General features: G+C 45.6%; 19 protein-coding genes. 10 read left to right on the top strand and 9 right to left on the bottom strand.

Annotated features, from left to right (window positions below):
- The first annotated feature begins 91 nt into the window (after positions 1–91).
- The 5 genes from ABD894_RS06360 to ABD894_RS06340 are packed head-to-tail and all read left to right on the top strand — an operon-like array spanning position 92 to position 4,003.
- A complete protein-coding gene (locus ABD894_RS06360) occupies positions 92–724 on the top strand; it encodes an RNA polymerase sigma factor (protein ID WP_345210153.1) in 633 nt (210 codons plus the stop codon).
- The gene (locus ABD894_RS06355; protein WP_345210152.1) at positions 721–2,004 is read left to right on the top strand and encodes an outer membrane beta-barrel protein; all 1,284 of its coding nucleotides are present in this window, start codon (positions 721–723) and stop codon (positions 2,002–2,004) included. Before ABD894_RS06360 ends, ABD894_RS06355 begins: the two co-directional genes overlap by 4 nt.
- Positions 2,005–2,007: 3 nt before the next feature.
- Positions 2,008–2,553, top strand: a complete 546-nt coding sequence (locus ABD894_RS06350) for a YceI family protein (RefSeq protein WP_345210151.1) — start codon at positions 2,008–2,010, stop codon at positions 2,551–2,553.
- A gap of 21 nt (positions 2,554–2,574) precedes the next feature.
- The gene (locus ABD894_RS06345; protein WP_345210150.1) at positions 2,575–3,513 is read left to right on the top strand and encodes a DUF5777 family beta-barrel protein; all 939 of its coding nucleotides are present in this window, start codon (positions 2,575–2,577) and stop codon (positions 3,511–3,513) included.
- A gap of 22 nt (positions 3,514–3,535) precedes the next feature.
- Positions 3,536–4,003: a QcrA and Rieske domain-containing protein gene (locus tag ABD894_RS06340; RefSeq protein WP_345210149.1), complete on the top strand. Its 468-nt coding sequence runs from the start codon at positions 3,536–3,538 to the stop codon at positions 4,001–4,003.
- A gap of 135 nt (positions 4,004–4,138) precedes the next feature.
- Here the strand turns inward: ABD894_RS06340 and ABD894_RS06335 are convergent, their stop codons facing one another.
- The 9 genes from ABD894_RS06335 to ABD894_RS06295 form a co-directional block, all read right to left on the bottom strand.
- On the bottom strand, positions 4,139–5,104 hold the full coding sequence (locus ABD894_RS06335) for a transketolase family protein (protein ID WP_345210148.1): 966 nt from the start codon (positions 5,102–5,104) through the stop codon (positions 4,139–4,141).
- 91 nt (positions 5,105–5,195) lie between these two features.
- Complete coding sequence (locus ABD894_RS06330) at positions 5,196–6,086, bottom strand: transketolase (RefSeq protein ID WP_345210147.1); 891 nt, start codon at positions 6,084–6,086, stop codon at positions 5,196–5,198.
- A complete protein-coding gene (gene fsa / locus ABD894_RS06325) occupies positions 6,064–6,723 on the bottom strand; it encodes a fructose-6-phosphate aldolase (protein ID WP_345209184.1) in 660 nt (219 codons plus the stop codon). The genes ABD894_RS06330 and fsa overlap by 23 nt, the downstream gene beginning before the upstream one ends.
- Positions 6,724–6,750: 27 nt before the next feature.
- Entirely contained in the window at positions 6,751–8,457 is a 1,707-nt protein-coding gene (locus ABD894_RS06320; protein WP_345210146.1) for a sodium:solute symporter family transporter, read from the bottom strand.
- A 104-nt stretch (positions 8,458–8,561) separates the two neighbouring features.
- A complete protein-coding gene (gene araA / locus ABD894_RS06315) occupies positions 8,562–10,052 on the bottom strand; it encodes an L-arabinose isomerase (RefSeq protein ID WP_345210145.1) in 1,491 nt (496 codons plus the stop codon).
- A 38-nt stretch (positions 10,053–10,090) separates the two neighbouring features.
- Positions 10,091–12,010 (bottom strand): glycoside hydrolase family 97 protein, encoded by a 1,920-nt coding sequence (locus ABD894_RS06310; RefSeq protein ID WP_345210144.1) that lies wholly within the window; start codon positions 12,008–12,010, stop codon positions 10,091–10,093.
- Positions 12,011–12,034: 24 nt separating this feature from the next.
- Positions 12,035–12,733, bottom strand: a complete 699-nt coding sequence (locus tag ABD894_RS06305; protein ID WP_345210143.1) for an L-ribulose-5-phosphate 4-epimerase — start codon at positions 12,731–12,733, stop codon at positions 12,035–12,037.
- Positions 12,730–14,448, bottom strand: coding sequence for a ribulokinase (locus tag ABD894_RS06300; protein ID WP_345210142.1), 1,719 nt, complete (start codon positions 14,446–14,448; stop codon positions 12,730–12,732). The genes ABD894_RS06305 and ABD894_RS06300 overlap by 4 nt, the downstream gene beginning before the upstream one ends.
- A 157-nt stretch (positions 14,449–14,605) precedes the next feature.
- Positions 14,606–15,313, bottom strand: a complete 708-nt coding sequence (locus ABD894_RS06295; RefSeq protein ID WP_345210141.1) for an NUDIX hydrolase — start codon at positions 15,311–15,313, stop codon at positions 14,606–14,608.
- A 328-nt stretch (positions 15,314–15,641) separates the two neighbouring features.
- On the opposite strand from ABD894_RS06295, the gene ABD894_RS06290 reads away from it, so the two are divergent.
- Genes ABD894_RS06290 through ABD894_RS06270 form a run of 5 tightly spaced genes read left to right on the top strand, consistent with a single transcriptional unit; the run spans position 15,642 to position 22,476 of the window.
- Positions 15,642–16,814, top strand: coding sequence for an aldose epimerase family protein (locus ABD894_RS06290; RefSeq protein WP_345210140.1), 1,173 nt, complete (start codon positions 15,642–15,644; stop codon positions 16,812–16,814).
- A gap of 49 nt (positions 16,815–16,863) precedes the next feature.
- A complete protein-coding gene (locus tag ABD894_RS06285; RefSeq protein WP_345210139.1) occupies positions 16,864–18,417 on the top strand; it encodes an alpha-N-arabinofuranosidase in 1,554 nt (517 codons plus the stop codon).
- Positions 18,418–18,465: 48 nt separating this feature from the next.
- Positions 18,466–20,442 carry an alpha-L-arabinofuranosidase C-terminal domain-containing protein gene (locus tag ABD894_RS06280; RefSeq protein WP_345210138.1) on the top strand — a complete coding sequence of 659 codons (1,977 nt, stop codon included), beginning with the start codon at positions 18,466–18,468 and terminating at the stop codon, positions 20,440–20,442.
- A gap of 2 nt (positions 20,443–20,444) precedes the next feature.
- Entirely contained in the window at positions 20,445–21,464 is a 1,020-nt protein-coding gene (locus tag ABD894_RS06275) for a glycoside hydrolase family 43 protein (protein WP_345210137.1), read from the top strand.
- 1 nt (position 21,465) lies between these two features.
- A complete protein-coding gene (locus ABD894_RS06270; protein ID WP_345210136.1) occupies positions 21,466–22,476 on the top strand; it encodes a family 43 glycosylhydrolase in 1,011 nt (336 codons plus the stop codon).
- The last annotated feature ends 9 nt before the right edge of the window (positions 22,477–22,485 follow it).

The following is a 22,485-nucleotide window of genomic DNA, read 5'->3' as shown; positions in this document are numbered from 1 at the left end:
AAAAATATAATAGTTGAGGCAACCATTGCTAAAGTATCTTCGTGTTATGTGTAAAAAGGCGTAATTTTAAAATGAAAGCGGTACCGCCTGTATGGGAGAAGCAGAACTACAAAATTTAATCGCCGGTTGTATAAAACAGCAAAGGCTCGATCAAAAAATGTTGTACAAAACATTTTATGGTTTTGCTATGGGTATATGTTTACGATATGCCGGCAATCGCTATGAGGCTGCCGAAATCATGAACCAGGGCTTTTTCAAAGTGTTCAGTCACCTGGATAAGTTTGATAATGGCAAGCCCTTTAAGGCATGGCTGGGCCGTATCATGATGAATACGAGTATCGATTATTATCGTAACAATCTTAAAATGATGTATAACGATGATATTGACGAGGCGGCCGAGGTAGCTAATGATGATATGCCCGATAGAAAATTGAGGTATGATGACCTGCTGGCCATGATACAGCAGCTGCCCCATGCCTACCGAACCGTGTTTAACTTATACGCCATTGAAGGATATACGCATGATGAGATTGGCGAATTGCTGGGAATAACCAGCGGCACATCAAAATCAAACCTTTTTAAGGCGCGCGATAAGTTAAAGAAGATGATAGCCGATGCAGATAATTTACCGGGGCAGTATTCGGGCACAGCCTATACCCCGATAGTAGCCATTAGTACAGCGAATTTAAAAGTTACCTTTTTAGGTAACGGAATTATAAGATGAAAAAGCAAGACAGTAATAAAATAGATAAGATTTTTAGCGACGGGCTATCCGATGCGGAAAATCATATTGCTTTTCATGATGCGGATTGGGATGCGATGGAAAAAATGCTGGACGAGCGTCCGGCGAGGAGGGGAGTTGTGCGCAGGCTTACCATTATTGCAGGCAGTATTGCTGCCATGTTGATATTGGCTTTAGGCTGGTTTTACTTAGGGAATAATGATAAGGGCACTAAAAACAATAAAAAGCCCGACCTGATCACTAAAACCGGACAGCAACAGGCAACGCGAAGTAAAACTGACGATACAACAACTAACAGGGGTGTGCAGTTACAAGGCAGCAAGGGTTTGGAGACAGATAATGCGAGGATGAAAAACGAAGAACCTTTGCTTGCCGAAACTGCCGCAAAAGGAAAGAGTAAAAAACAAGCGGGCAGTAATGTTAATAAGGATGCTATTTATACAGCTAACCATCCTAAAAGCAAACCGGAAACAGGCATCAGCAATGGTGACAAAAAAGATTCGGATCTGATTGCATCAGCTAATACGAACACCAATACTCGTGATCGAAATGCTGATTCAAACTTGATTGCATCCGCTAATAATAAGGTGGATATATCAGATGGTCCGGTAAAAATCAATCAAACTACTTTAATAAATGACATTGGTGGGCGTCTAATATGTTTAACAGGTGTAAGCAAGCCTCGTTTCGCCCTTAGTATTTTGGCTGCGCCGGATGTAAATGGTGTTGGTTCGTTTAATAATGGCCGTGTGGGTACATCCGCAGGGGTAATGTTATCCTACCGCATCTCCAACAAATGGAGTGTTACTACCGGTGTATCGTACGCTGTAAAACCTTATGCAGCCAATGGCGATCAATATAAAAGGCAATGGGCTTACATGCCGGCAACGGTGGCTGCCAATTGTAATGTGCTTGATGTTCCGCTAAATATCAATTACCAAATTTACAGTAAAGGCAAAAATAGTTTTAGCGCGGGTACGGGCTTATCATCATACTTTATGCTGAGCGAAAAGTATACTTATACCTATGCCAACACAACCGATGTGCGCAAAATGACGGTCACCAACCAAAATCAGCACATTTTTGGTGTGGCTAATATTAACGTGAGCTATCAACGACAAATAAATTCAAAGTTCAATTTAATTGTACAACCTTACCTCAAACTGCCGTTAACGGAGATCGGGTTTTCGCAGGCCGATCTGAAAACTACAGGGGTGGCAGTAGGCGTAGGCTGGAATTTCAACACAGGCAAACCCAAATAATCTATGAAATATATCGCTTTAATTTTACTTACCTGGTTTAGCACAAACCAGGTGGGGCAGGAGATCTATGTTTGTAAAAATGCTAAGATCAGCCTGTATTCTGAAGCTCCGCTGGAGAATATCGATGCTTCTTCGGCAAAGGCCGTATCAGTATTTAATGCCACCACCGGCGACTTGAGCTTTAGCTTACCTATCCGCTCGTTGCAGTTCCAAAAGGCGCTGATGCAGGAGCATTTTAACGAAAACTATATGGAAAGCGATAAATATCCTAACGCCACATTCAAGGGCAAGGTATCGCAAAAAATAAGCGGAACACAGGATGGCACCTTCGCCGTGAACGTAACAGGCGTACTGGAAGTACATGGCGTAAAGCAAAACCGTACCATTCCCGGTAAAATAACGGTAAGCAAAGGTGTGGTAAGTCTGTCGTCAGAGTTTATGGTGCTGTGTAAAGACCACAACATAGAGATACCTCAAATAGTATTTAAAAAGATAGCCGAAAGTATACAAATTAAGGTTGCCGCTACCTACGAAGCCTATAAGAAATAGCTCACCACAAATATATCACACATGAAAAAATCCCTGTTAATACTGTTACTCACCGTGACGGCGGGCGTAGCCTTTGCCCAAACAAAAACCGACTCTGCATCTACCGATTCATTGCTTAACTCGCTTGGCGGCTCCGAAAAGAGCGAGCCTGTCATTGCTACCTTCAAGTCAACGCGGCTCATCCTGTCGCAAACTACCGAAACCGTTAAAAAGAACAACCTCAACTTTTTGGTAGTTCACCGTTTCGGTGATATTGGCGGTACCGATGGCGGCGGCAAAACGCTGTGGGGTTTAGATAACTCATCCGACATTTATATCGGCTTTGAATACGGCGTTACCGATAACCTCGATATCGATTTCGGCCGCAGCAAGTTTGAGCAGCTGATAGAGCTTGGTCTCAAATACAACATCTTGCACCAAACATCAGATGATCACGTACCGGTTGCCGTTACCCTGATAGGCCGCATGGGTTTAAAGCCTTACAGTGTAGAAACCAATGTGTTTGACGATTACACTAACCGCTTTTCTTATTTAGCACAGGCGGTAATAGCCCGTAAGTTCTCGTCGAAATTATCGTTACAGATCTCGCCGATATTTTTACGTAACAACCTGCCTTTCCCTTACATACAGGGTAACGAGCAAAATATTTTCTCGCTTGCTGCGGCAGGCCGTTTAAAGGTGACCAAGCGCATGGGGATCGTATTTGATTACGCGCATCCTTTCTCCTCGTTCCGCAAAAATAGCACCAGCCCGTATTTCTACGATGCATCGGGCGTGGGCATTGAGATGGAAACCGGCGGCCACGTATTTACGCTCAATTTCAGCAATGCCAAGGCCATATCCGAGATGAATTACCTGGCCGATACCGAATCTAAATGGGGTAAGGGGCAATACCGTATTGGCTTTACCATAACAAGGGTATTTGATTTAAACAAGAAACACAAAGGCACTTATAAATAATCAGCACTAAAACTAACTCATTATGGAAAGACACGAATTTTTATCAAAATTTGGCATCGGCCTCGCCGCCGTATGCCTGGGTTGCGGCGTTGCATCATGCGGAAGCTCGCCCAAAAACGACCCTACACCCGATGACAACAATAACAACAACGGAGGTAACAACGGGGGAAATAACGGTGGTAACAATGACCTTGTTACAGCTAACCTAAGTTCTGAATTAACGTCAGTTGGCGCATCTAAGGTTGCAAAAGGGGTGATAGTGGTACGTATTGCAACCGGCAACACTGCCGATGCCTTCACCGCGGTACAGGTTGCTTGCACACACCAGGGCACATCTATCAACTACAACAACTCACAAGGTAAATTCATTTGCCCTAACCACGGCAGCGAATTCAGTAAAACCGGAGCTGTTTTATTAGGACCGGCAGCCACCGCGCTTAAGCAATACACAGTTAAGGTAACTAACACTACTTTAACCGTTACGGCATAATTTTGAACGTAAGTTCTTAAGAGTATATCGTCATTGCGAGGTACGAAGCAATCTCCAAGCTATACAGAACCGCTCTGTAAGTAGGGGATTGCTTCGTGCCTCGCAATGACGATTTGTTTATAGTTTATAAGGAAATTATCCGTTTTGTTTTTTTCTACTGATGACTTTTTTCACAGCAGCGATGATATGCTCGGCATCGAGGCCATATTTGGTCATGAGTTGCGCTGGTGTACCACTTTCGCCAAAGCTGTCGTTTACGGCCACATATTCCTGCGGGGCAGGGGTATTGGTCGCTAAAAGCTGCGCGATGCTGTCACCCAAACCACCTAAACGGTTATGCTCTTCGGCAGTAACCACACAACCGGTTTTGGCAACCGATTTTAGTACGGCTTCCGCATCCAAAGGTTTAATGGTGTGGATATTGATGATCTCGGCATCGATACCTTCGTCGGCCAGTTTTTCACCGGCAAGGATAGCCTCCCATACGAGGTGACCGGTAGCGAAGATAGATACATCGGCACCCTCGTTCACCATCCATGCCTTACCGATCTCGAACTTTTGATCAGCATCAGTAAAGATAGGCACCACAGGACGACCGAAACGCAGGTAAACCGGGCCATGATGCTCGGCGATAGCGATGGTAGCCGCCTTGGTCTGGTTATAGTCGCAAGTATTGATCACGGTCATGCCCGGCAGCATTTTCATTAAGCCGATATCTTCCAGGATCTGGTGTGTAGCACCATCTTCCCCCAAGGTTAAACCCGCGTGCGAAGCACAGATCTTTACGTTCTTATCAGAGTAAGCAACCGACTGGCGGATCTGATCATACACACGGCCGGTAGAAAAGTTAGCGAAAGTACCTGTAAAAGGTATTTTACCACTGATGCTTAAACCTGCCGCGATGCCGATCATGTTGGCTTCAGCGATGCCGATCTGGAAAAAGCGTTCAGGGAAAGCCTTGATAAAATCGTTCATTTTGAGTGAACCGATCAGGTCGGCACAAAGTGCCACCACTTCGGGGTTGCGTTTACCTGCCTCAAGCAAGCCATCGCCAAAACCCGAGCGGGTATCTTTTTTTTCTGTGAAAGTATATTTCTTCATTATGAGTTGTCTGTTGTGAGTGGCCTGTGGCCGGTAAAACCATAGCAGGGCTTTTCACCCGCCACAGAAACCCCGCCACCGGAACCTGATATTAATAATCCCCTAAAGTTTCCTCTAATTGCGCTAAGGCAAGTGTTAATTGCTCATCGTTAGGCGCGGTACCATGCCATTTGTGGGTGCCCATCATGTAATCGACACCGTAACCCATGCCAGTATGCAGCAAAATGGCTACAGGCTTACCTTTGCCGGTATGGCTCTTGGCTTTTTCAAGCACGGCAACTACGCTGGCCATATCATTACCTTTAGGCTCATCCAAAACATCCCAGCCAAAAGCCTCAAACTTGGCTTTCAGGTCGCCTAAAGAAAGTACCAAACTGGTAGGACCATCGATCTGCTGACCATTATAGTCAATAGTAGCGATCAGGTTATCTACCTTGTTGTGCGGGGCGAACATGGCCGCTTCCCAGATCTGACCTTCCTGTAACTCACCGTCACCATGTAAGGTATATACGATAGACGGATCGCCATCCAGCTTTTTAGCTAAAGCGGTGCCGATAGCTACCGATAAACCCTGGCCCAAAGAACCCGAAGCGATACGCACGCCCGGTAAATGCTCATGAGTAGTAGGGTGACCTTGTAAACGTGAGTTCAGTTTACGGAAAGTAGCCAGTTCGGCTTTATCAAAATAACCGGCATGAGCCAGTACGCTGTAAAAAACAGGGGAAATGTGGCCGTTAGAAAGGAAGAAAAGATCTTCGCCTTTGCCTTCCATGCTGAAAGCCGGGTTATGGTTCATGGCGTTGAAATAGAGTGCCACCAGGAAATCGGCGCAGCCTAAAGAACCGCCGGGGTGCCCCGACTGGCAGGCATGTACCATGCGGACGATATCGCGCCTTACCTGCGAGGCGGTCTGCTCTAATTGTGCTATGTCTTGTTTCATATCGTGATCGTTTTTATAATTATTTACCTGCCGCTTTAGCATGGTCGGCCAAAAACTGGGCTAAACCATTATCAGTTAAAGGGTGTTTCAATAAAGCGGTGATAGCGCTTAACGGACCTGTGATTACATCAGAACCTAATTTAGCGCAATTGATGATGTGCATAGCATGACGAACCGAAGCAGCCAGGATCTGAGTTTCGTAACCGTAGTTATCATAGATCAAACGGATATCTTCAATCAGTTGCAAACCATCGGTTGAAATATCATCTAAACGGCCAATGAACGGAGATACATAAGTAGCGCCTGCTTTAGCAGCTAACAAAGCCTGACCGGCAGAGAATACCAGGGTACAGTTGGTTTTGATACCTTTTGAAGTAAAGTATTTAATAGCGCGAACGCCATCTTTAATCATCGGCACTTTTACCACGATGCGCTCGTGCAGTTTAGCCAAAGCTTCACCTTCAACAATGATCTCGTCATAAGTAGTCGCAATTACTTCGGCGCTTACATCGCCATCGGTAATTTCGCAAATGGCTTTGTAGTGGGCAATCACATTATCCTGACCGGTGATGCCTTCTTTGGCCATCAGGGTAGGGTTGGTGGTAACGCCATCTAAAACGCCTAATTCGTGTGCTTCTTTAATTTGTGCAAGATTTGCTGTATCAATAAAAAATTTCATGGTGTAATTGTTTGATTTAGTGTGATGTTACCAAAACCTTACGTACAAGGCGGTAAGTAATAAAAGGGTTAATATAATTAAGGCAAGGGTTGATGATTCAACTTTAAACATGCCCTTATCCAAATGCAGTGCTTTTGGATTGATCTTCGGTCCGGCGAAGCTGATGGCCACCATTACGATGATGGTGAACAGGAACGATAAGCCCATACATATCAGGAACGGGATCTCATATCCGCCCTTACCGTTAGGGAACGCTGTATACAGGAAGGTTTCGTGTCCGAATAAAGCCGGGGCGTAGTTGTTAAACAATACCGACATGCCAAAACCGGTTAAAATACCCGCGATAGCTGCCGCGCCTGTAGTACGTTTCCAAAAGAAACCTAAAATGAATATGGCAAATATACCGGGGCTGATAAAGCCTGTATACTTTTGAATAAAGGTAAAACCACCCTCGCCGCCAATACCCAGCAAATCTTTCCAGGTTAATAATATGGAAAACACCATAGCCGCGAAAATGGTTAAGCGGCCTACTACTACCAGCTTTTTCTCGCTGGCATCTTTGCTGATGTGCTTTTTGTAAATATCTAAAGTGAAAATGGTGGAGATACTGTTGGCTTTACCCGCAAGTGAAGCCACAATAGCCGCTGTAAGCGCCGCTACCGCAAGGCCTTTTAAACCTGTTGGTAAAAAGCCAAGCACAGCCGAATAAGCATTATCCGAATTGAAGTGCCCACCCGATAACATTTCCTGTTGTAAGCTGCCGTTTTTGTACAATACATAAGCGGCAATACCCGGTACAATTACAATTACGGGCATAGCCAGTTTCATTAAACCGGCAAAGAGGATCCCGGTACGGGCAGTTTTTAAATCGGCACCAAGGGCACGTTGGGTAATGTATTGGTTACAGCCCCAATAGTTAAGGTTCACTATCCACTGGCCTGCAAAATACATGGCAATACCGGGCAGGGCCAGGTATTTATTGATCTCGCCTTGCGATGCACCCGGTTTTGGTTTGGATAACATCATTTTAAAGTGGTCGGGCGCGTCGGTAAGCATGGCATCAAGTCCGGCCATGGCATCTTTACCTAAGCCAAATTTCTCGCTCACCAAAGTAAGAGCGATGTAGGTTGTTGCCAAACCACCAATTACCAGCACTAAAACCTGTATCACATCGGTAAAGCCGATCACCTTCATACCACCAAGGGTAATAAACAATGCGAAAATAGCCAGCGCGATGATGATGCCATGCATCATATCCGGACTGCCGCCTGCTAAATTGTTGAGTGCCAGTGCGCCGAGGTAAAGTATGGAGGTAAGGTTAACGAACACATAAAGAAACAGCCAGAAGATGGCCATTACAAAGCTCACGGTTTCGTTGTAGCGGGTATGCAGAAACTGCGGCATAGTGAATATCTTATTTTTAAGATACACCGGTACAAACCAAACGGCTACAATAATGAGGGCTATAGCCGCAACCCATTCGTAGGCGGCAACGGCCAAACCCACGGCGAAACCCTGCCCGCTGGCACCTATAAACTGCTCAGCAGATATGTTGGACGCGATAAGCGAAGCGCCGATAGCCCACCAGGTGAGCGATCCTTCGGCAAGGAAAAAGTCTTTACTATCTGATACGCCTTTAACTTTTTTGCGGCTGTATACCCAGTAACCATAGCTGGATACCGCAATAAAGTAGATCACGAAGATGACGTAATCAATGGTTGAAAATTTACTCATAATTCGGTTTAATTAGTTTTGATATGGAAGATACCGGTGGCCACGATAGCCCATTATTATATAAATGCGGCCGCCGGTATCTTTAATTAGGGGAGTAGGAAATACTATTTGTAAGCAATATCGTTCCAACGGATCTCGTTGCGGAACTGTGCCAGTTTGGTGTCTTTACCGATCACTAAGAACTCAAGATCGGCCATGTCGGCAAAATCCTGTAAATGTTCGGCTGTTAAATTTTGGCTGTATGCTGTATGGTGAGCGCCGCCGCCGTAAATCCATGCCGCGCAACCTGTTTTCATATCAGGTAGTGGTTTCCAAAGCACGCGTGCTACAGGCAGGTTAGGCAGGTCGTTCTGTGGTTCAACAGCTTCAACTTCGTTAATTAACAAACGGAAACGGTTGCCCATATCCACAATAGAAGCGTTAAGCGCTGCGCCGCCCGATACGTTAAATACCAAACGTGCAGGATCGGCTTTGCCGCCAATACCCAATGGGTGTACCTCTAAACTTGCTTTGCCGTTGGCTAAAGAGGCGTCAACTTCCAGCATATGTGAGCCTAATACCAGGGCATTATTGGGGTCGAAATGATAAGTGTAATCTTCCATAAATGCATTACCGCCCTGCAAACCTGCCCCCATCACCTTGAACGCGCGTACCAATGCCGCTGTTTTCCAGTCGCCTTCACCGGCAAAGCCATAGCCATCGGCCAACAGGCGCTGTACGGCAAGGCCCGGTAATTGGATCATGCCGTGCAGGTCTTCAAACGTATCTGAAAAGCCTTTAAAGCCGCCATCTACCAAAAACTTACGTAAGCCTATTTCAATTTTTGCAGCCTCATATACCGATGCATGTTTTTCACCGCCTTTTAACAGAGCGGCATCCATGGTATAAGTTGCTTCATACTCGTTGATCAGGTTTTGAATATCTTCTTCGCTTACATTATTGATCAATGCAACCAAATCTCCAATGCCATAAGTATTTACAGCGAAGCCAAATTTCAGTTCGGCTTCTACTTTATCGCCATCGGTAACGGCAACATAGCGCATGTTATCGCCAAAGCGGGCAAACTTAGCGCCCTGCCAATCGTACCAACCGGCTGCTGCACGTGTCCAGGCACCTATTTCGGCCAATGCTTCGCTATCTTGCCAGTGACCAACCACTACCTTGCGGTTTTTACGCATGCGCGATACCATAAAACCAAACTCCCTGTCGCCATGCGCGCTTTGGTTAAGGTTCATGAAATCCATATCGATAGAACTCCACGGAATATCGCGGTTGTATTGAGTATGCAGGTGCAGCAATGGTTTTTTAAGGATGTTTAAACCACGGATCCACATTTTAGCAGGGGAGAAGGTATGCATCCAGGTGATCACGCCAATTACGTTTTCGGCGCTGTTGGCTGCAAGCAGGGTGTCGTATATTTCTTCGGTGGTTTTTACGGTTGGTTTAAATACCACGCGTACCGGTATTTCCTGCGCGCTGTTTAATCCGGCTGCAATTTCTTTTGAATGCTCTGCAACCAGGTTCAAAGTTTCTTCGCCGTATAGGTGCTGGCTGCCGGTTATAAACCAAACTTCAAATGTTTTTAAATCTATCATTGTGTGTTATTTATATAGCTGTGTTTAAATTTATAAGCTTAGTTAAGTACCATGGTGAAACCGCCATTGGCCTGCATGGTTACGTTTATCTTTTTATTTGCCGGTAAACTGATACTGTTTTTACTAAAGGATAAAGGTTCTTTACCATCGGTAATTATGGTGCCGGTTGTTTTGTTTAGGGTCGATAGGTCAAGATTCAGTGTTTTAGCAGCACCCTCGCCATTGATGCCGGCTACATACCAGGTGTTGCCGCTTTTGCGGGCTATTACCACGTATTTGCCGGGGTAGCCGTCAATAAACTTTACATCGTCCCAGTTATCAGGTAATGTTTTCAGCATATCGGTTACAAAATCGGGTACGTGGGTCATGCCTTCCGGCGATTCGGCATAGTGCTGGATGCCCGACAGGAACAGCACGCTCAAAGCCAGCTCGAAACCGCTGCTGGTTTTTCGGATAACCTGCGTAGGTATTTTATACAGGTTCACCGGGGTAAAATCCATCGGGTCGAAAGCGTTGCGGGTAAAGGGCAGCATGGCGCAATGGTTGGCCTGCATATCGGCACCGCGTTGCTCAAAGGTTACCATCTCAAAACCTTTCACTGCTTCGGTACTCATCAGGTGCGGATAGGTACGTGCCCAGCCACGCGGCAAGGTTGCGCCGTGAAAGTTTACCAATAGTTTGTATTTGGCCGCATCGTTCAGTATATCAATGTAATACTGTATCATGCTTTGGCCATCGCCATTAAAAAAGTCTATCTTAACACCCTTAATACCCATTTGCTGTAAGCGGGCAAACTCTTTTTCGCGGCCTTCGTGAGTGAGTAATTTATCTTTAGGGTGATATTTAACGGTATTCCATGGTCCGGCAGAATTGTACCAAAGCAGCAGGCCCACATTTTTTTGCGCGCCGTAATCAACAAGCGTCTTTATTTTATCATAGCCAATTTTGGTGTCCCAGTCAACATCTACCAGGCAGTATTGCCATTTCATTTTGGCGGCCAAATCAATGTAACGAATAGTTTCGGTATAGGTGATGGAATCATCCTTGCTCATGATCCAGCTCCAGGCCGCTTTACCCGGTTTTATATAATCAGCCTTTGGCGATTGTTGCGCGGGTTTAGCCAAATCGGTACCTAAGGTTGATTCAACAATGGTTTTTAACCCGCCAATAGTAATTACACGCCATGGCGAATAAGCGGCGCCTTTAGGTAATAAACCTTTGCCGGTAAAAAGCTCGCGTGCATCCGGGAAACCGGTATGATAAACAGTACTTGCCGAATCGTTAACCAAATGGGTAGCGCAATAAGTACCATCCATATTGGCTTCGGTGATCAGCAGCCATGCATTGCCGCTTTTAAACAGGGCGGGGTATACCCAACCGTTTTTGGCTGTTTTCCCTACGGGGATATCCTGCTCGTAATATTCCTCGTACGATGGGTTGGTATGTTCCCAGCCGCTTTGGGCTTCGGCCTTGGGTTGCAGCCATGCTTTGGTACTTGGCGCAAAGTTGAAGGCCGTATACTCTTTTGTTATGGTAACGGCTGTGTCTGCTTGCCCCGGGAAATGGTAACGAAAAGCAACCCCATCGTTTGATACATTGAAGATGATCTGCACCGCTTTTTTATCAGCGTTAGCTAAACTAAAAGTAACCTGGTTAGCCGTGTAGCTGATCTGGCTCTTCTTTGCATTCAGCATAGTGTAGCTATCCTTCACCGGTTTTACTGCCGATGTGCTTTTGAGCGTTAATTCACTGTACAGGTTGGCATTGCTTTGCGCTATACCTAAAGCCGACTCGTTGATAACCGGTTGCTTGTTATACGCTACCGTATACACAGGCTTGCCTGCCTTCAGTTTAAATGCCACCACTATTTTTTTATCCGGACTGTAAACGCTTTGCGCCGATGCCGACGTAATCAACGCGCTTACGAGCAGTAAAGACAGAATATATTTATATACCATGTTGGCTTTATAATTTATGGTTGGTTATTGGCCGTAATATGAATTAGGGCCATGTTTACGCTCGAAATGTTTTTTGATCAGGGCATCCTTCAGGCGCGGGGCTTGCGGATTGATCTGCTCGGTGAGGTAGGCCATTTGCGCAACGGTTTCTAAAACGGCGCTGTTGTAAACGGCTTTGTCGGCAGTTTTGCCCCAGGTAAAGGGTGCGTGGTTGCCTACCAGTACCATTTCTACTTCTTCATAACTCAAGCCTTTTTCCTTAAAGCAATCCATTATCTGGAAACCGGTTTGATATTCGTAATCACCGGCAATCATTTCATCACTCATGGGTGGGGCGCAGGGCACGTCAACCGTAATATGATCGGCATGTGTGGTACCGAAAATAGGTATATCCCTTTGGGTTTGTGCCCAGGCGGTGGCATAAGTAGAGTGTGTGTGCACGATGCCGTTGATATGATCCCAATGCTTATACAATACGGCATGGGTAAGGGTATCTGATGAGGGGCGCAGATCGCCTTCAATAGTTTTACCATCAAAATCAACGATTACCATCTTTTCGGGCGAGAGGTCTTCATAAGGCACACCGCTCGGTTTTATGGCGAATACACCCAGTTCACGGTCGGCGGCACTTACGTTACCGAAGGTGAATAATACTAAACCCAGTTTGGGCAGTTTCATGTTGGCTTCGTAAGCGCTTTGTTTTATATGCTGATACTTGCTCATGCCAATACCGAATTAGATGATTCACTTACGGCGGCTTTAGCGGCAATTTCTTTAGCGGTAAACTCGCCCAGGCGTTTATATTGCTCGTAACGGTTTTGGTAAACCGCTTCGTTTTCTTTGTTTGGTTGATATTCTACATCAAAACCACGGCCCATACCTTCCATGGCTTCTTCTACCGTAGCGTAAATGCCTGCTACAACTGCCGCGAACATGGCCGCGCCCAAAGCACAGGTATGTTTAAATTGGTGGATGCGGATAGGCATACCCAATACATCGGCCATCATTTGCATTACAAACGGCGACTTTTTAGCCACACCACCTATACCGATGATTCCCTTAACCGGGATACCTTCCTGTACAAAGCGGTCAACAATACTCTTGGCACCAAAACAGGTAGCCTCGGCCAGCGCACGGAACACGCGCGGTGCATCAGTACCCAGGTTTAACCCGGTGATAGCGCCTTTTAAAGATTGATCGGCATCCGGGGTACGGCGGCCGTTAAACCAGTCTATGGCCAGTTCGTTGCTGGTTTCTATAGGTAATAAAGCGGCTTGGCGACTTAACTCGGGGATGATCGCTTCTGCCAGTTCTTCTTTTAAAGCGGCCGCGGTTTGCGCATCCAATACGGTTGATTGTGCCAGCAAGTTATTTAATGGCCACGACAGGATATTTTTGAACCAGGCATACGTATCGCCAAAGGCAGATTGCCCCGCCTCTAAACCGGCCATACCGGGAATAACCGAGCCGTTCACCTGTCCGCAAATGCCGCGTACCAGTTTGCCTTCTACATCGGCGCTTGGCGCAACCAGTATATCGCAGGTGGAAGTACCCATTACCTTACTTAAATGGTAAGGCTCAATTTGCCCGCCTACTGCACCCATGTGGGCATCAAAAGCGCCAACGCCTACCACCACATCGGTAGATAGGCCTAACCTGTCGGCCCATTCCCGGCTTAAGTTGCCTGCGGCGATGTCAGATGTATAGGTATCTTTAAATAATTTAGCGGTAATGCCACCCAAAATCGGGTCTAACGACGAGAAGAACTCATCTGGCGGCAGCCCGTCAAATTCTTCGGCCCAAAGGGCTTTATGGCCTGCGGCGCAACGGCTGCGTTTAATTTCTTTTACATCGGTACCGCCGGTAAGTAAGAAAGGGATCCAGTCGCAATGCTCTACCCATGAGTGCAGCGCTTCGGCTACGCCTTTATCAACCCTTACAATACGCAGCAATTTGGCCCAAAACCACTCCGACGAGTAAATTCCGCCTACATATTTAAGATAATTGGTATCAAACTTTGTAGCATGCTCGTTGATCTGGGCGGCTTCGTTAACCGCGGTATGGTCTTTCCAAAGGATGAACATCGCGTTAGGATTTTCTTCAAAACCCGGGGTAAGCGCAAGCGGTGTGCCGGTGCTGTCAACCGCCACGGGGGTTGAGCCTGTGGTGTCAACCGATAAGCCTTTAACTGCTTTGGCCACTTCATCGCCGCCGGCTAAGCGTATGCAATCCTTTATCGTAAATTCTAAACCTTCAATATAATCCAGCGGATGCTGCCTGAACTGGTTGGCGGCCGGGTTGCAATACTGCCCCTTTTGCCAGCGCGGATAGTAGTATACTGATGATGCGATCTCTTCGCCGTTAGCGGCATCAACAATCACAGATCGAACGGAATCAGACCCATAGTCAACTCCAATTACATATTGGTTCTTACTCATAAAGATTAATAATTGTTGTCGAAATAACACTTATTTTTTGACAAAAAGAAATTTTTACAAAAAAACATTTAAAAATAAATTCACAAGGGAGGCTTAGTGTAAAAACATGGGCATGTTTACACCGGTTATTGCAAAGAAGAAAGAGCTTAGGATGGGCTTACAGACCGATAGAATCCGGGTTAGGAATGAAGTTCATAAACGCCTGAAATTTAGCATAGTAGTTTTGCATGTTCAGCTGGTAATAGTACGCGCCGCGCTTTGAACCTGCTTTGTCTTTCTCGTTCAGCTTTATCAGCAGGCCTGTAGCCAGTACCCTTTTGCTAAAGTTACGCTTATCAATGGTTGTATTGAAAACGCATTCATAAAGGTTCTGTAATTGCGGTAAAGTGAACTTTCCGGGTAGTAATTCAAATAAAATAGGGTGTAAAGCCGCTTTGTAGCGGATGCGTTGTTTGGCCAATTCTACCATCTCCTGCTGGTCGAAGATGATTTTTGGCGCACGTTTCAACGAAAACCACTCGGCGTGGTAATCAGCGCTGATCTGCTTTTCGTATTTATGTATATCAACCAGCGCGAAGTATGCTACTGATATGGTACGCTCAATAGGATCGCGCAGCGGGTTACCGAAAGTATGCAGTTGTTCTAAGTAAACACCCTCTAATCCAGTTAGTTGCTTTAATATTCGGTTGGATGCCTGGTCTAAGCTTTCATCAGGCTGAACAAAACCACCCATTAAACTCCAGTTGTTCTTTTCGGGCTGAAAACCTCTTTTTATTAGCAAGAGTTTTAAAGTTTCTCCGTCAAAACCAAATATGATACAATCAACTGCAAGTAAGAGCCTGGTCTGTTTCGAATATTTCTGCATTTTATAACGTTATGTGATTTTTCTAAAAAAAACAAATGTACTTATAAGAATTAAATTTTTTTTCAAAATAAAACGTGTACCCATTTTTATGTATTGTTACATTTTAGCTTCGCTTTTAGTTAGTAATTAGTGTAACAAATACACTGCATTTGTGAAAAATATTTTAAGTGTTTTTTTTACAATTAAATATTTTATTATATCTTCGATTTTAATTAAAAGGCTCTTGTAGCCCTTAATAAATTATAAGCAACCAATTATATAACAATACAACAAGCCGCGCCATATAAAGGTTAAAGCCTGTTGCTGTCACTTTTAGTATTAATATCTTATGAAAAGAAATTTTATTAACCTATTTATTACAAGCTGCTGCGCGGCAACACTATTTATTGCCTGCAATAACCAGGCTGGCAAGCAAAGCGGCGGGCAGGATTCAGTATCTACAAACAAAATGATCCCCGAAAAGAAAAACTTTGAAGCAACCATCAACGATAAGCAAGTTGAGCTTTACGTGTTAAAGAACAAAAGCGGCGCCGAGGCAGCCATTACCAATTACGGCGGCAGGCTGGTGAGTTTGTTAGTACCCGATAATAAGGGCGTATTAACCGATGTAGTTTTAGGGTACGATAGTTTAAAGAGCTATCAAAAACCGAAAGAGCCTTTCTTCGGTGCTATAATAGGGCGTTACGGTAACCGTATTGCCAAAGGCAAATTCACGCTTGACGGCAAAACATACCAGTTAGATATTAACGATGGTGTAAATACCCTGCATGGCGGCCTCAAAGGTTTTTACGCGCAAGTTTTTGATGCTAAACAGGTTGACGATCAAAACCTCGAACTTACTTATATATCTGATGACGGCCAAGGCGGTTACCCGGGCACGTTAACCGTTAAGGTAACTTATACCTTAACTGATGATAATGCCCTAAAGATAGCTTACCATGCTACTACTGATAAAGCAACGGTGGTAAACCTTACCAACCATGCTTATTTTAACCTGAACGGCGCGGGCAGCCCAACCATTACCGATAACATATTGCAAATAAATGCCGATACATTTAACCCTGTTGATACTACGCTGATACCAACCGGCGTACTGCAACCGGTAAAAGGTACGCCTTTTGATTTTACTACGGCCAAGGCTATAGGCAAAGATATTGACGTTACAGATGAGCAACTGAAGAACGGTAAAGGCTACGATCACAACTTTGTAATTAACAAAAATGATGGCAAGCAGCCCATCGCTATTGTAAGTAGCCCGCAAACCGGTATTAAAATGGAAGTGTACACTACCGAACCGGGTGTGCAGTTTTACAGCGGTAACTTTTTAACCGGTGCCGATCATGATGGTAAGGGCGGTAAGGCCTATGGCTTGCGTTCGGCGTTTTGTTTGGAAACACAACACTTTCCCGATTCACCAAATCAACCAAAATTCCCATCTACCGAGTTAAAACCGGGACAGGTTTACCATACCGAAACCACCTATAAATTTTTAACCAACTAAGAACCAACGCAGCAGTTAACAACTGATATTACAAACCATACTGTAAACCATGAGAATTTCTTCACTGTTATCAAAGATCGCGCTAACGGGATTGCTTGTTACAAACTACGCTTTCGCGCAGCAAAAAAATACCATTGTTGTTGAAACCAAGCAGGGTAAAACGCAAATTAGTAAATATATATACAGTCATTTTGCCGAGCATTTAGGTAGGTGTATATATGGTGGCTTTTATGTAGGCGATACCTCAAAAATTCCGAATACCAATGGGGTGCGTAATGATATTGTGGCGGCGTTAAAAAAAATGAAGATTCCTGCCCTGCGCTGGCCGGGCGGTTGTTTTGCCGATACCTACCACTGGCGCGATGGCGTAGGCCCTAAAGCCGAACGCCCATCGATAGTGAACCGCTGGTGGGGCGGCGTTACCGAAGATAACAGCTTTGGTACACACGACTTTTTGAACATGTGCGAAGCTTTAGGTACCGAGCCATACCTGGCCGGTAACATTGGCAGCGGTACAGTGCAGGAACTGGCCGATTGGGTACAGTATGTAAATTCAGATACCAAGAACCCGATGTCGGACTTGCGGAAAAAGAACGGACGTGAGAAACCATGGAGCGTACGTTTTTGGGGTGTGGGTAACGAGGCCTGGGGTTGCGGTGGTAACATGACACCGGATTATTATGCCAACGAGTTTAGAAAATATGCTACGTTCATGTCCGACTGGACAAATACCGGGCATATCTTCCGTGTAGCATCGGGCGCCAACGTTGATGATTACAACTGGACGGAAACCCTGATGAAAGGCATCCCGAAACAAATGGTAGAAGGTGTGGCCCTGCACCATTACTCAATTGTGGAATGGAACAAAAAAGGATCGGCAACTAAATTTAACGAGGATACTTACTTCAAAACCATCAAATCGGCCTTGCGCATGGAAGAACTGGTAACCAAGCATTCGGCCATTATGGATAAGTATGATCCGGAAAAGAAGGTAGCTTTAGTGGTTGACGAATGGGGCGGCTGGTACGAGGTGGAAGATGGTACCAACCCTGGTTTCCTGTATCAGCAAAACACCATCCGCGACGCGCTGATTGCCGGTGTTACCCTTAACATATTTAATAACCATGCCGAAAGGGTACGCATGGCCAACCTTGCCCAAACAGTAAACGTATTGCAGGCGGTTATACTTACCGATAAAGAGAAAATGATACTTACGCCTACATACCACGTTATGGAAATGTACAGCGTACACCAGGATGCTACCTTGCTGCCTATAAAAGTTACCAGTAACGATTATACTTTCGGCACCGATAAACTACCAGCCGTATCTGCTTCGGCATCGGTTGATAAGAGCGGGGTAACACATATCACCCTCGCTAACATCGACCCAAAAAACGCTCAGGATATTGAGTTGACCCTTGACGGCGGCGCTTACAAAACCGTAACAGGCAGGGCGCTTACCTCAAAAAACCTGCAAGACCGCAACACCTTCGATCAGCCGAATGCGATACAACCGGTTGCTTTTAAAGGCGCGTCATTAAAAGGCGGTAAATTACAGGTGAAGCTATCGCCGATATCGGTGGTGGTACTGGAGTTGAAATAATTGAACGGCAAAAAAATAAACAACTATTACATATAGTAGCATTTGAATATGATTTTTAAAGGAACAAAAAAAATAGGCTTGCTGATAAGCGCGTTAGGGCTGTCGGTAACGGCGTTTTGCCAAACGGGTAAGGTGTACACCATTGATCCGGCGCAGATAACGGCGCATATACAGCCTACCATGTACGGTATATTTTTTGAAGATATTAATATGGGTGCCGATGGCGGCCTGTATGCCGAACTGGTAAAAAACCGCTCGTTTGAGTTTGGCGATGCCTTGCAGGGTTGGAAAACCGAAGGCGGCAATGGCATTGTAAAAGTGGTTGACCGCAGCAGCGAACGTGCCGATAACCCGCATGTGATCAATGTAGATATCACCTCAAATAGCGGTGCTTTTTCGTTAATTAACGAGGGTTTTCGTGGTATGGGGATCAAAAAAGGGGAGGGGTATAACTTTTCGGTTTTGAGCAAACAAGCCGCGGATAGTAAAGTGAAGCTTACCATTGAACTGCGCGACGAGGCCGGTAAGGTTATAGCTACCACGGATCTACTGCCTAACGGTACCACATGGGCTAAGCACAGCGCTAAACTGGTGGCAACGGCATCGGCCAATAAGGCAAAATTGTACATCAGCTTTAAGGGTAAAGGTTCGGTTGATATGGATATGATATCGCTGTTTCCACAACATACCTGGAAGAACCGTGCCAATGGCCTGCGTGCCGATTTAGTACAAAAGCTGGCCGATATGAAACCGGGTTTCCTGCGTTTTCCGGGAGGATGTATTGTTGAAGGCCGCGAGTTGAAAACCCGTTATCAATGGAAAAAAACCATTGGCGATATTGATACACGTGAGAATGTGATTAACCGCTGGAATACCGAGTTCAAGCACCGCTTAACGCCTGATTATTACCAAAGCTTCGGCCTTGGTTTTATGGAGTACTTTATGTTGAGCGAAGATATTGGCGCCGAACCGCTGCCAATTTTAAATTGCGGTATGGCCTGCCAGTTCAACAGCGGCGAGCTTACCGAACTTGGTCAGCTTGACCCTTACGTGCAGGATGCCTTAGATCTGATTGAGTTTGCCAACGGCGGCCCTGAAACAGAATGGGGAAAGCTGCGCGCGCAATTAGGTCACCCGGCTAAATTTAACCTTAAAATGCTGGGTGTGGGTAACGAAAACTGGGGGCCAAACTATATTGACCGCTGGAAGATCTTCCACAAAGCCATTAAGGCAAAATACCCTGATGTTAAAATAGTAACCAGTACCGGTACCGACCCGGATGGTGCAAGGTTTGATACGCTGAATACGGCTTTCCGTGCATTAGGTGCCGATATTTTGGACGAGCATTATTACCGCGCGCCAAAATGGTTCAGGGGTAATGCCAAAAGGTATGATAAATATGATCGTAATGGTCCGAAGATATTCGCGGGTGAGTATGCCGCGCAGAGTGTGGCTATCGCGAGTCCGCAGAACAAGAACAACTGGGAATGCGCGTTATCTGAAGCCGCGTTTATGACTGGCCTTGAGCGTAATGCCGATGTAGTGGCCATGGCATCGTATGCGCCGCTTTTCGCCCATGTGGATGCCTGGCAATGGACACCCGACCTGATCTGGTTTGATAATGAGCACAGCTATGGTACACCTAACTATTATGTACAAAAGCTTTACTCGCTTAATAAAGGTACAGATGTGGTACCGCTGCTATTGAATGACGAAGCCGTAACCGGGCAGAACGGCATTTTTGCTACCGCCAGTATCGATAAAAAGACCAACGAACTGCTTATCAAATTTGTAAATACAACTGATGCTAAGCAAACTGCCGCATTTGATGTTAAGGGGCTTGCAAAGTATCAGCCAACGGCTACCATAACAACCCTGCAAAGCAATAAGCTTGATGCCGAAAATTCACTGGCCAATCCAGTGGTGATAGCGCCTGTGGTTAGTCAGCTGAAAATAGCGGGTAAAAACTTAATTGTAACTGTTGAGCCGTATTCATTTACAGTGATCAAATTAAAAGCTAAATAAGTATGTTGTTTACCAAGAGATCATATTCTGTAACCGCTGTGGCTATTGCCGGTTTAGGTTTTGCATCGCTGGCATTTAATGCCTGTTCATCGGTAAAAGCCACGCACAATACCGCCGGTGTGCACGATACCTTGCAGCGTAACCCGGTCATCAAAAACAAATACACTGCCGACCCGGCCGCTATGGTTTACAAGGATAAGGTGTACCTGTATACCGGCCATGATGTAGCCCCGCCCGAAAAGAATTTTTACGAAATGCACGAATGGCTATGCTTCTCGTCGTCGGATATGGTGAACTGGACGGAGCATCCATCGCCCCTTAATGTAAAAGAATTTAAATGGGCACGTGATGATGCCTGGGCATCGCAGGTGATAGAGCATAATGGTAAATTTTACTGGTACGTAGCGGTTGAGCACGCTACCATACATGGCAAGGCCATTGGGGTGGCGGTGTCTGATAGTCCGACAGGGCCGTTTAAGGATGCCCGTGGTTCGGCTATTATCACTAACGATATGACCACCGACACCAAGATCAGCTGGGACGATATCGATCCATCGGTAATTATTGACGATGACGGGCAGGCTTACTTGTTTTGGGGTAATACCGTTTGCTACTACGCCAAGTTAAAAGCCAATATGACAGAGCTCGACGGCCCTATCACTAAAATAAACGGCCTGCCGCATTATACCGAAGCTCCGTGGATCCATAAGCATGGCGACTGGTACTACCTCTCGTACGCTTACCAATTCCCCGAGAAACTGGCCTATGCCATGAGCAAGAGTATAAACGGACCGTGGGAATTTAAAGGTTTGCTTAACGAGGTGGCCGGTAACTCCAATACCAACCACCAGGCTATTATTGATTTTAAAGGAAAATCATATATCGTTTATCATAACGGTGCTATGCAAACCAATGGCGGCAGTTTCAGGCGGTCGGTTTGTATTGATTATTTGTACTATAATAAAGATGGTTCTATTAAAAAGGTAGTAATGACCACCGAAGGCGTACAGCCGGCAAAATAATATGAAAAAGCTTTTTTTCTCGTGGGTGATGATCCTTTCGCTGCACAGCTGGTGCAGCGCACAGGATCTTAAAACCAATATATCGGTACATGATCCGGTGATGATGAAACAGGATAGCCTGTACTACATCTTTTGTACGGGCAATGGCATCGCCATGTGGTCATCTGCCGATAGGGTGCACTGGAAACAGGAAAAGCCTGTATTTGATACCCCGCCAAAATGGGCTGTTGATACCATCCCCGGTTTTAAAGGCCATATATGGGCACCCGATATTTCCTATTATAAGGGCACGTATTACCTGTTCTATTCGGTATCTGCCTTCGGGAAAAACACATCCGCCATCGGCGTAGCCACTAATACTACACTGCATACTAATAACGCGGCTTATAAATGGGTTGATCATGGCCGGGTAATTCAATCGTATCCCGGTAAAACCAACTGGAACGCCATCGACCCAAACATTGCCACCGATAAAAGCGGAACACCATACATGGTATTCGGTTCGTTTTGGGATGGTATAAAGCTGGTGAAGCTTAAGAAAGACAGGTTGAGCTTGGCCGAAGATCCAGCTAAGATACCTACCATTGCATCGCGCAAGAAAAATGCTAACGCCGCCAATCCACCTGCGGTGGATGGCAACCCTGCCGACGCGGGCGGCAATGCTATTGAAGCGCCGTTCATCTACAAAAAAGATAAATACTACTACCTGTTCACTTCTATTGATTATTGTTGCAAAGGGCCGAAGAGTACATACAAAATGATAGTGGGCCGTGCCAAAAAATTACAGGGGCCATACCTGGACAAAACCGGTACGCCTATGCAAAGCGGCGGTGGTACTTTGGTTTTAGAGGGCGATAAAGATTGGTATGGCGTGGGGCACAACGCGGTAGCTAATTTTGAAGGGGCTGATTACCTGGTATTTCACGCTTATGATGCGGCCGACAGAGGCATACCGAAACTGCGTATGGAAAAATTAAATTGGGCAGATGGCTGGCCTGTTGTAACAAAATAGTGCCTGTAT

It is taken from the genome of Mucilaginibacter gynuensis, assembly GCF_039541195.1.
GTDB classification, from domain to species: domain Bacteria; phylum Bacteroidota; class Bacteroidia; order Sphingobacteriales; family Sphingobacteriaceae; genus Mucilaginibacter; species Mucilaginibacter gynuensis.
The sequence above is the reverse complement of the archived record's forward strand: the minus strand, read 5'-3'. Positions and strand labels throughout refer to the sequence as shown.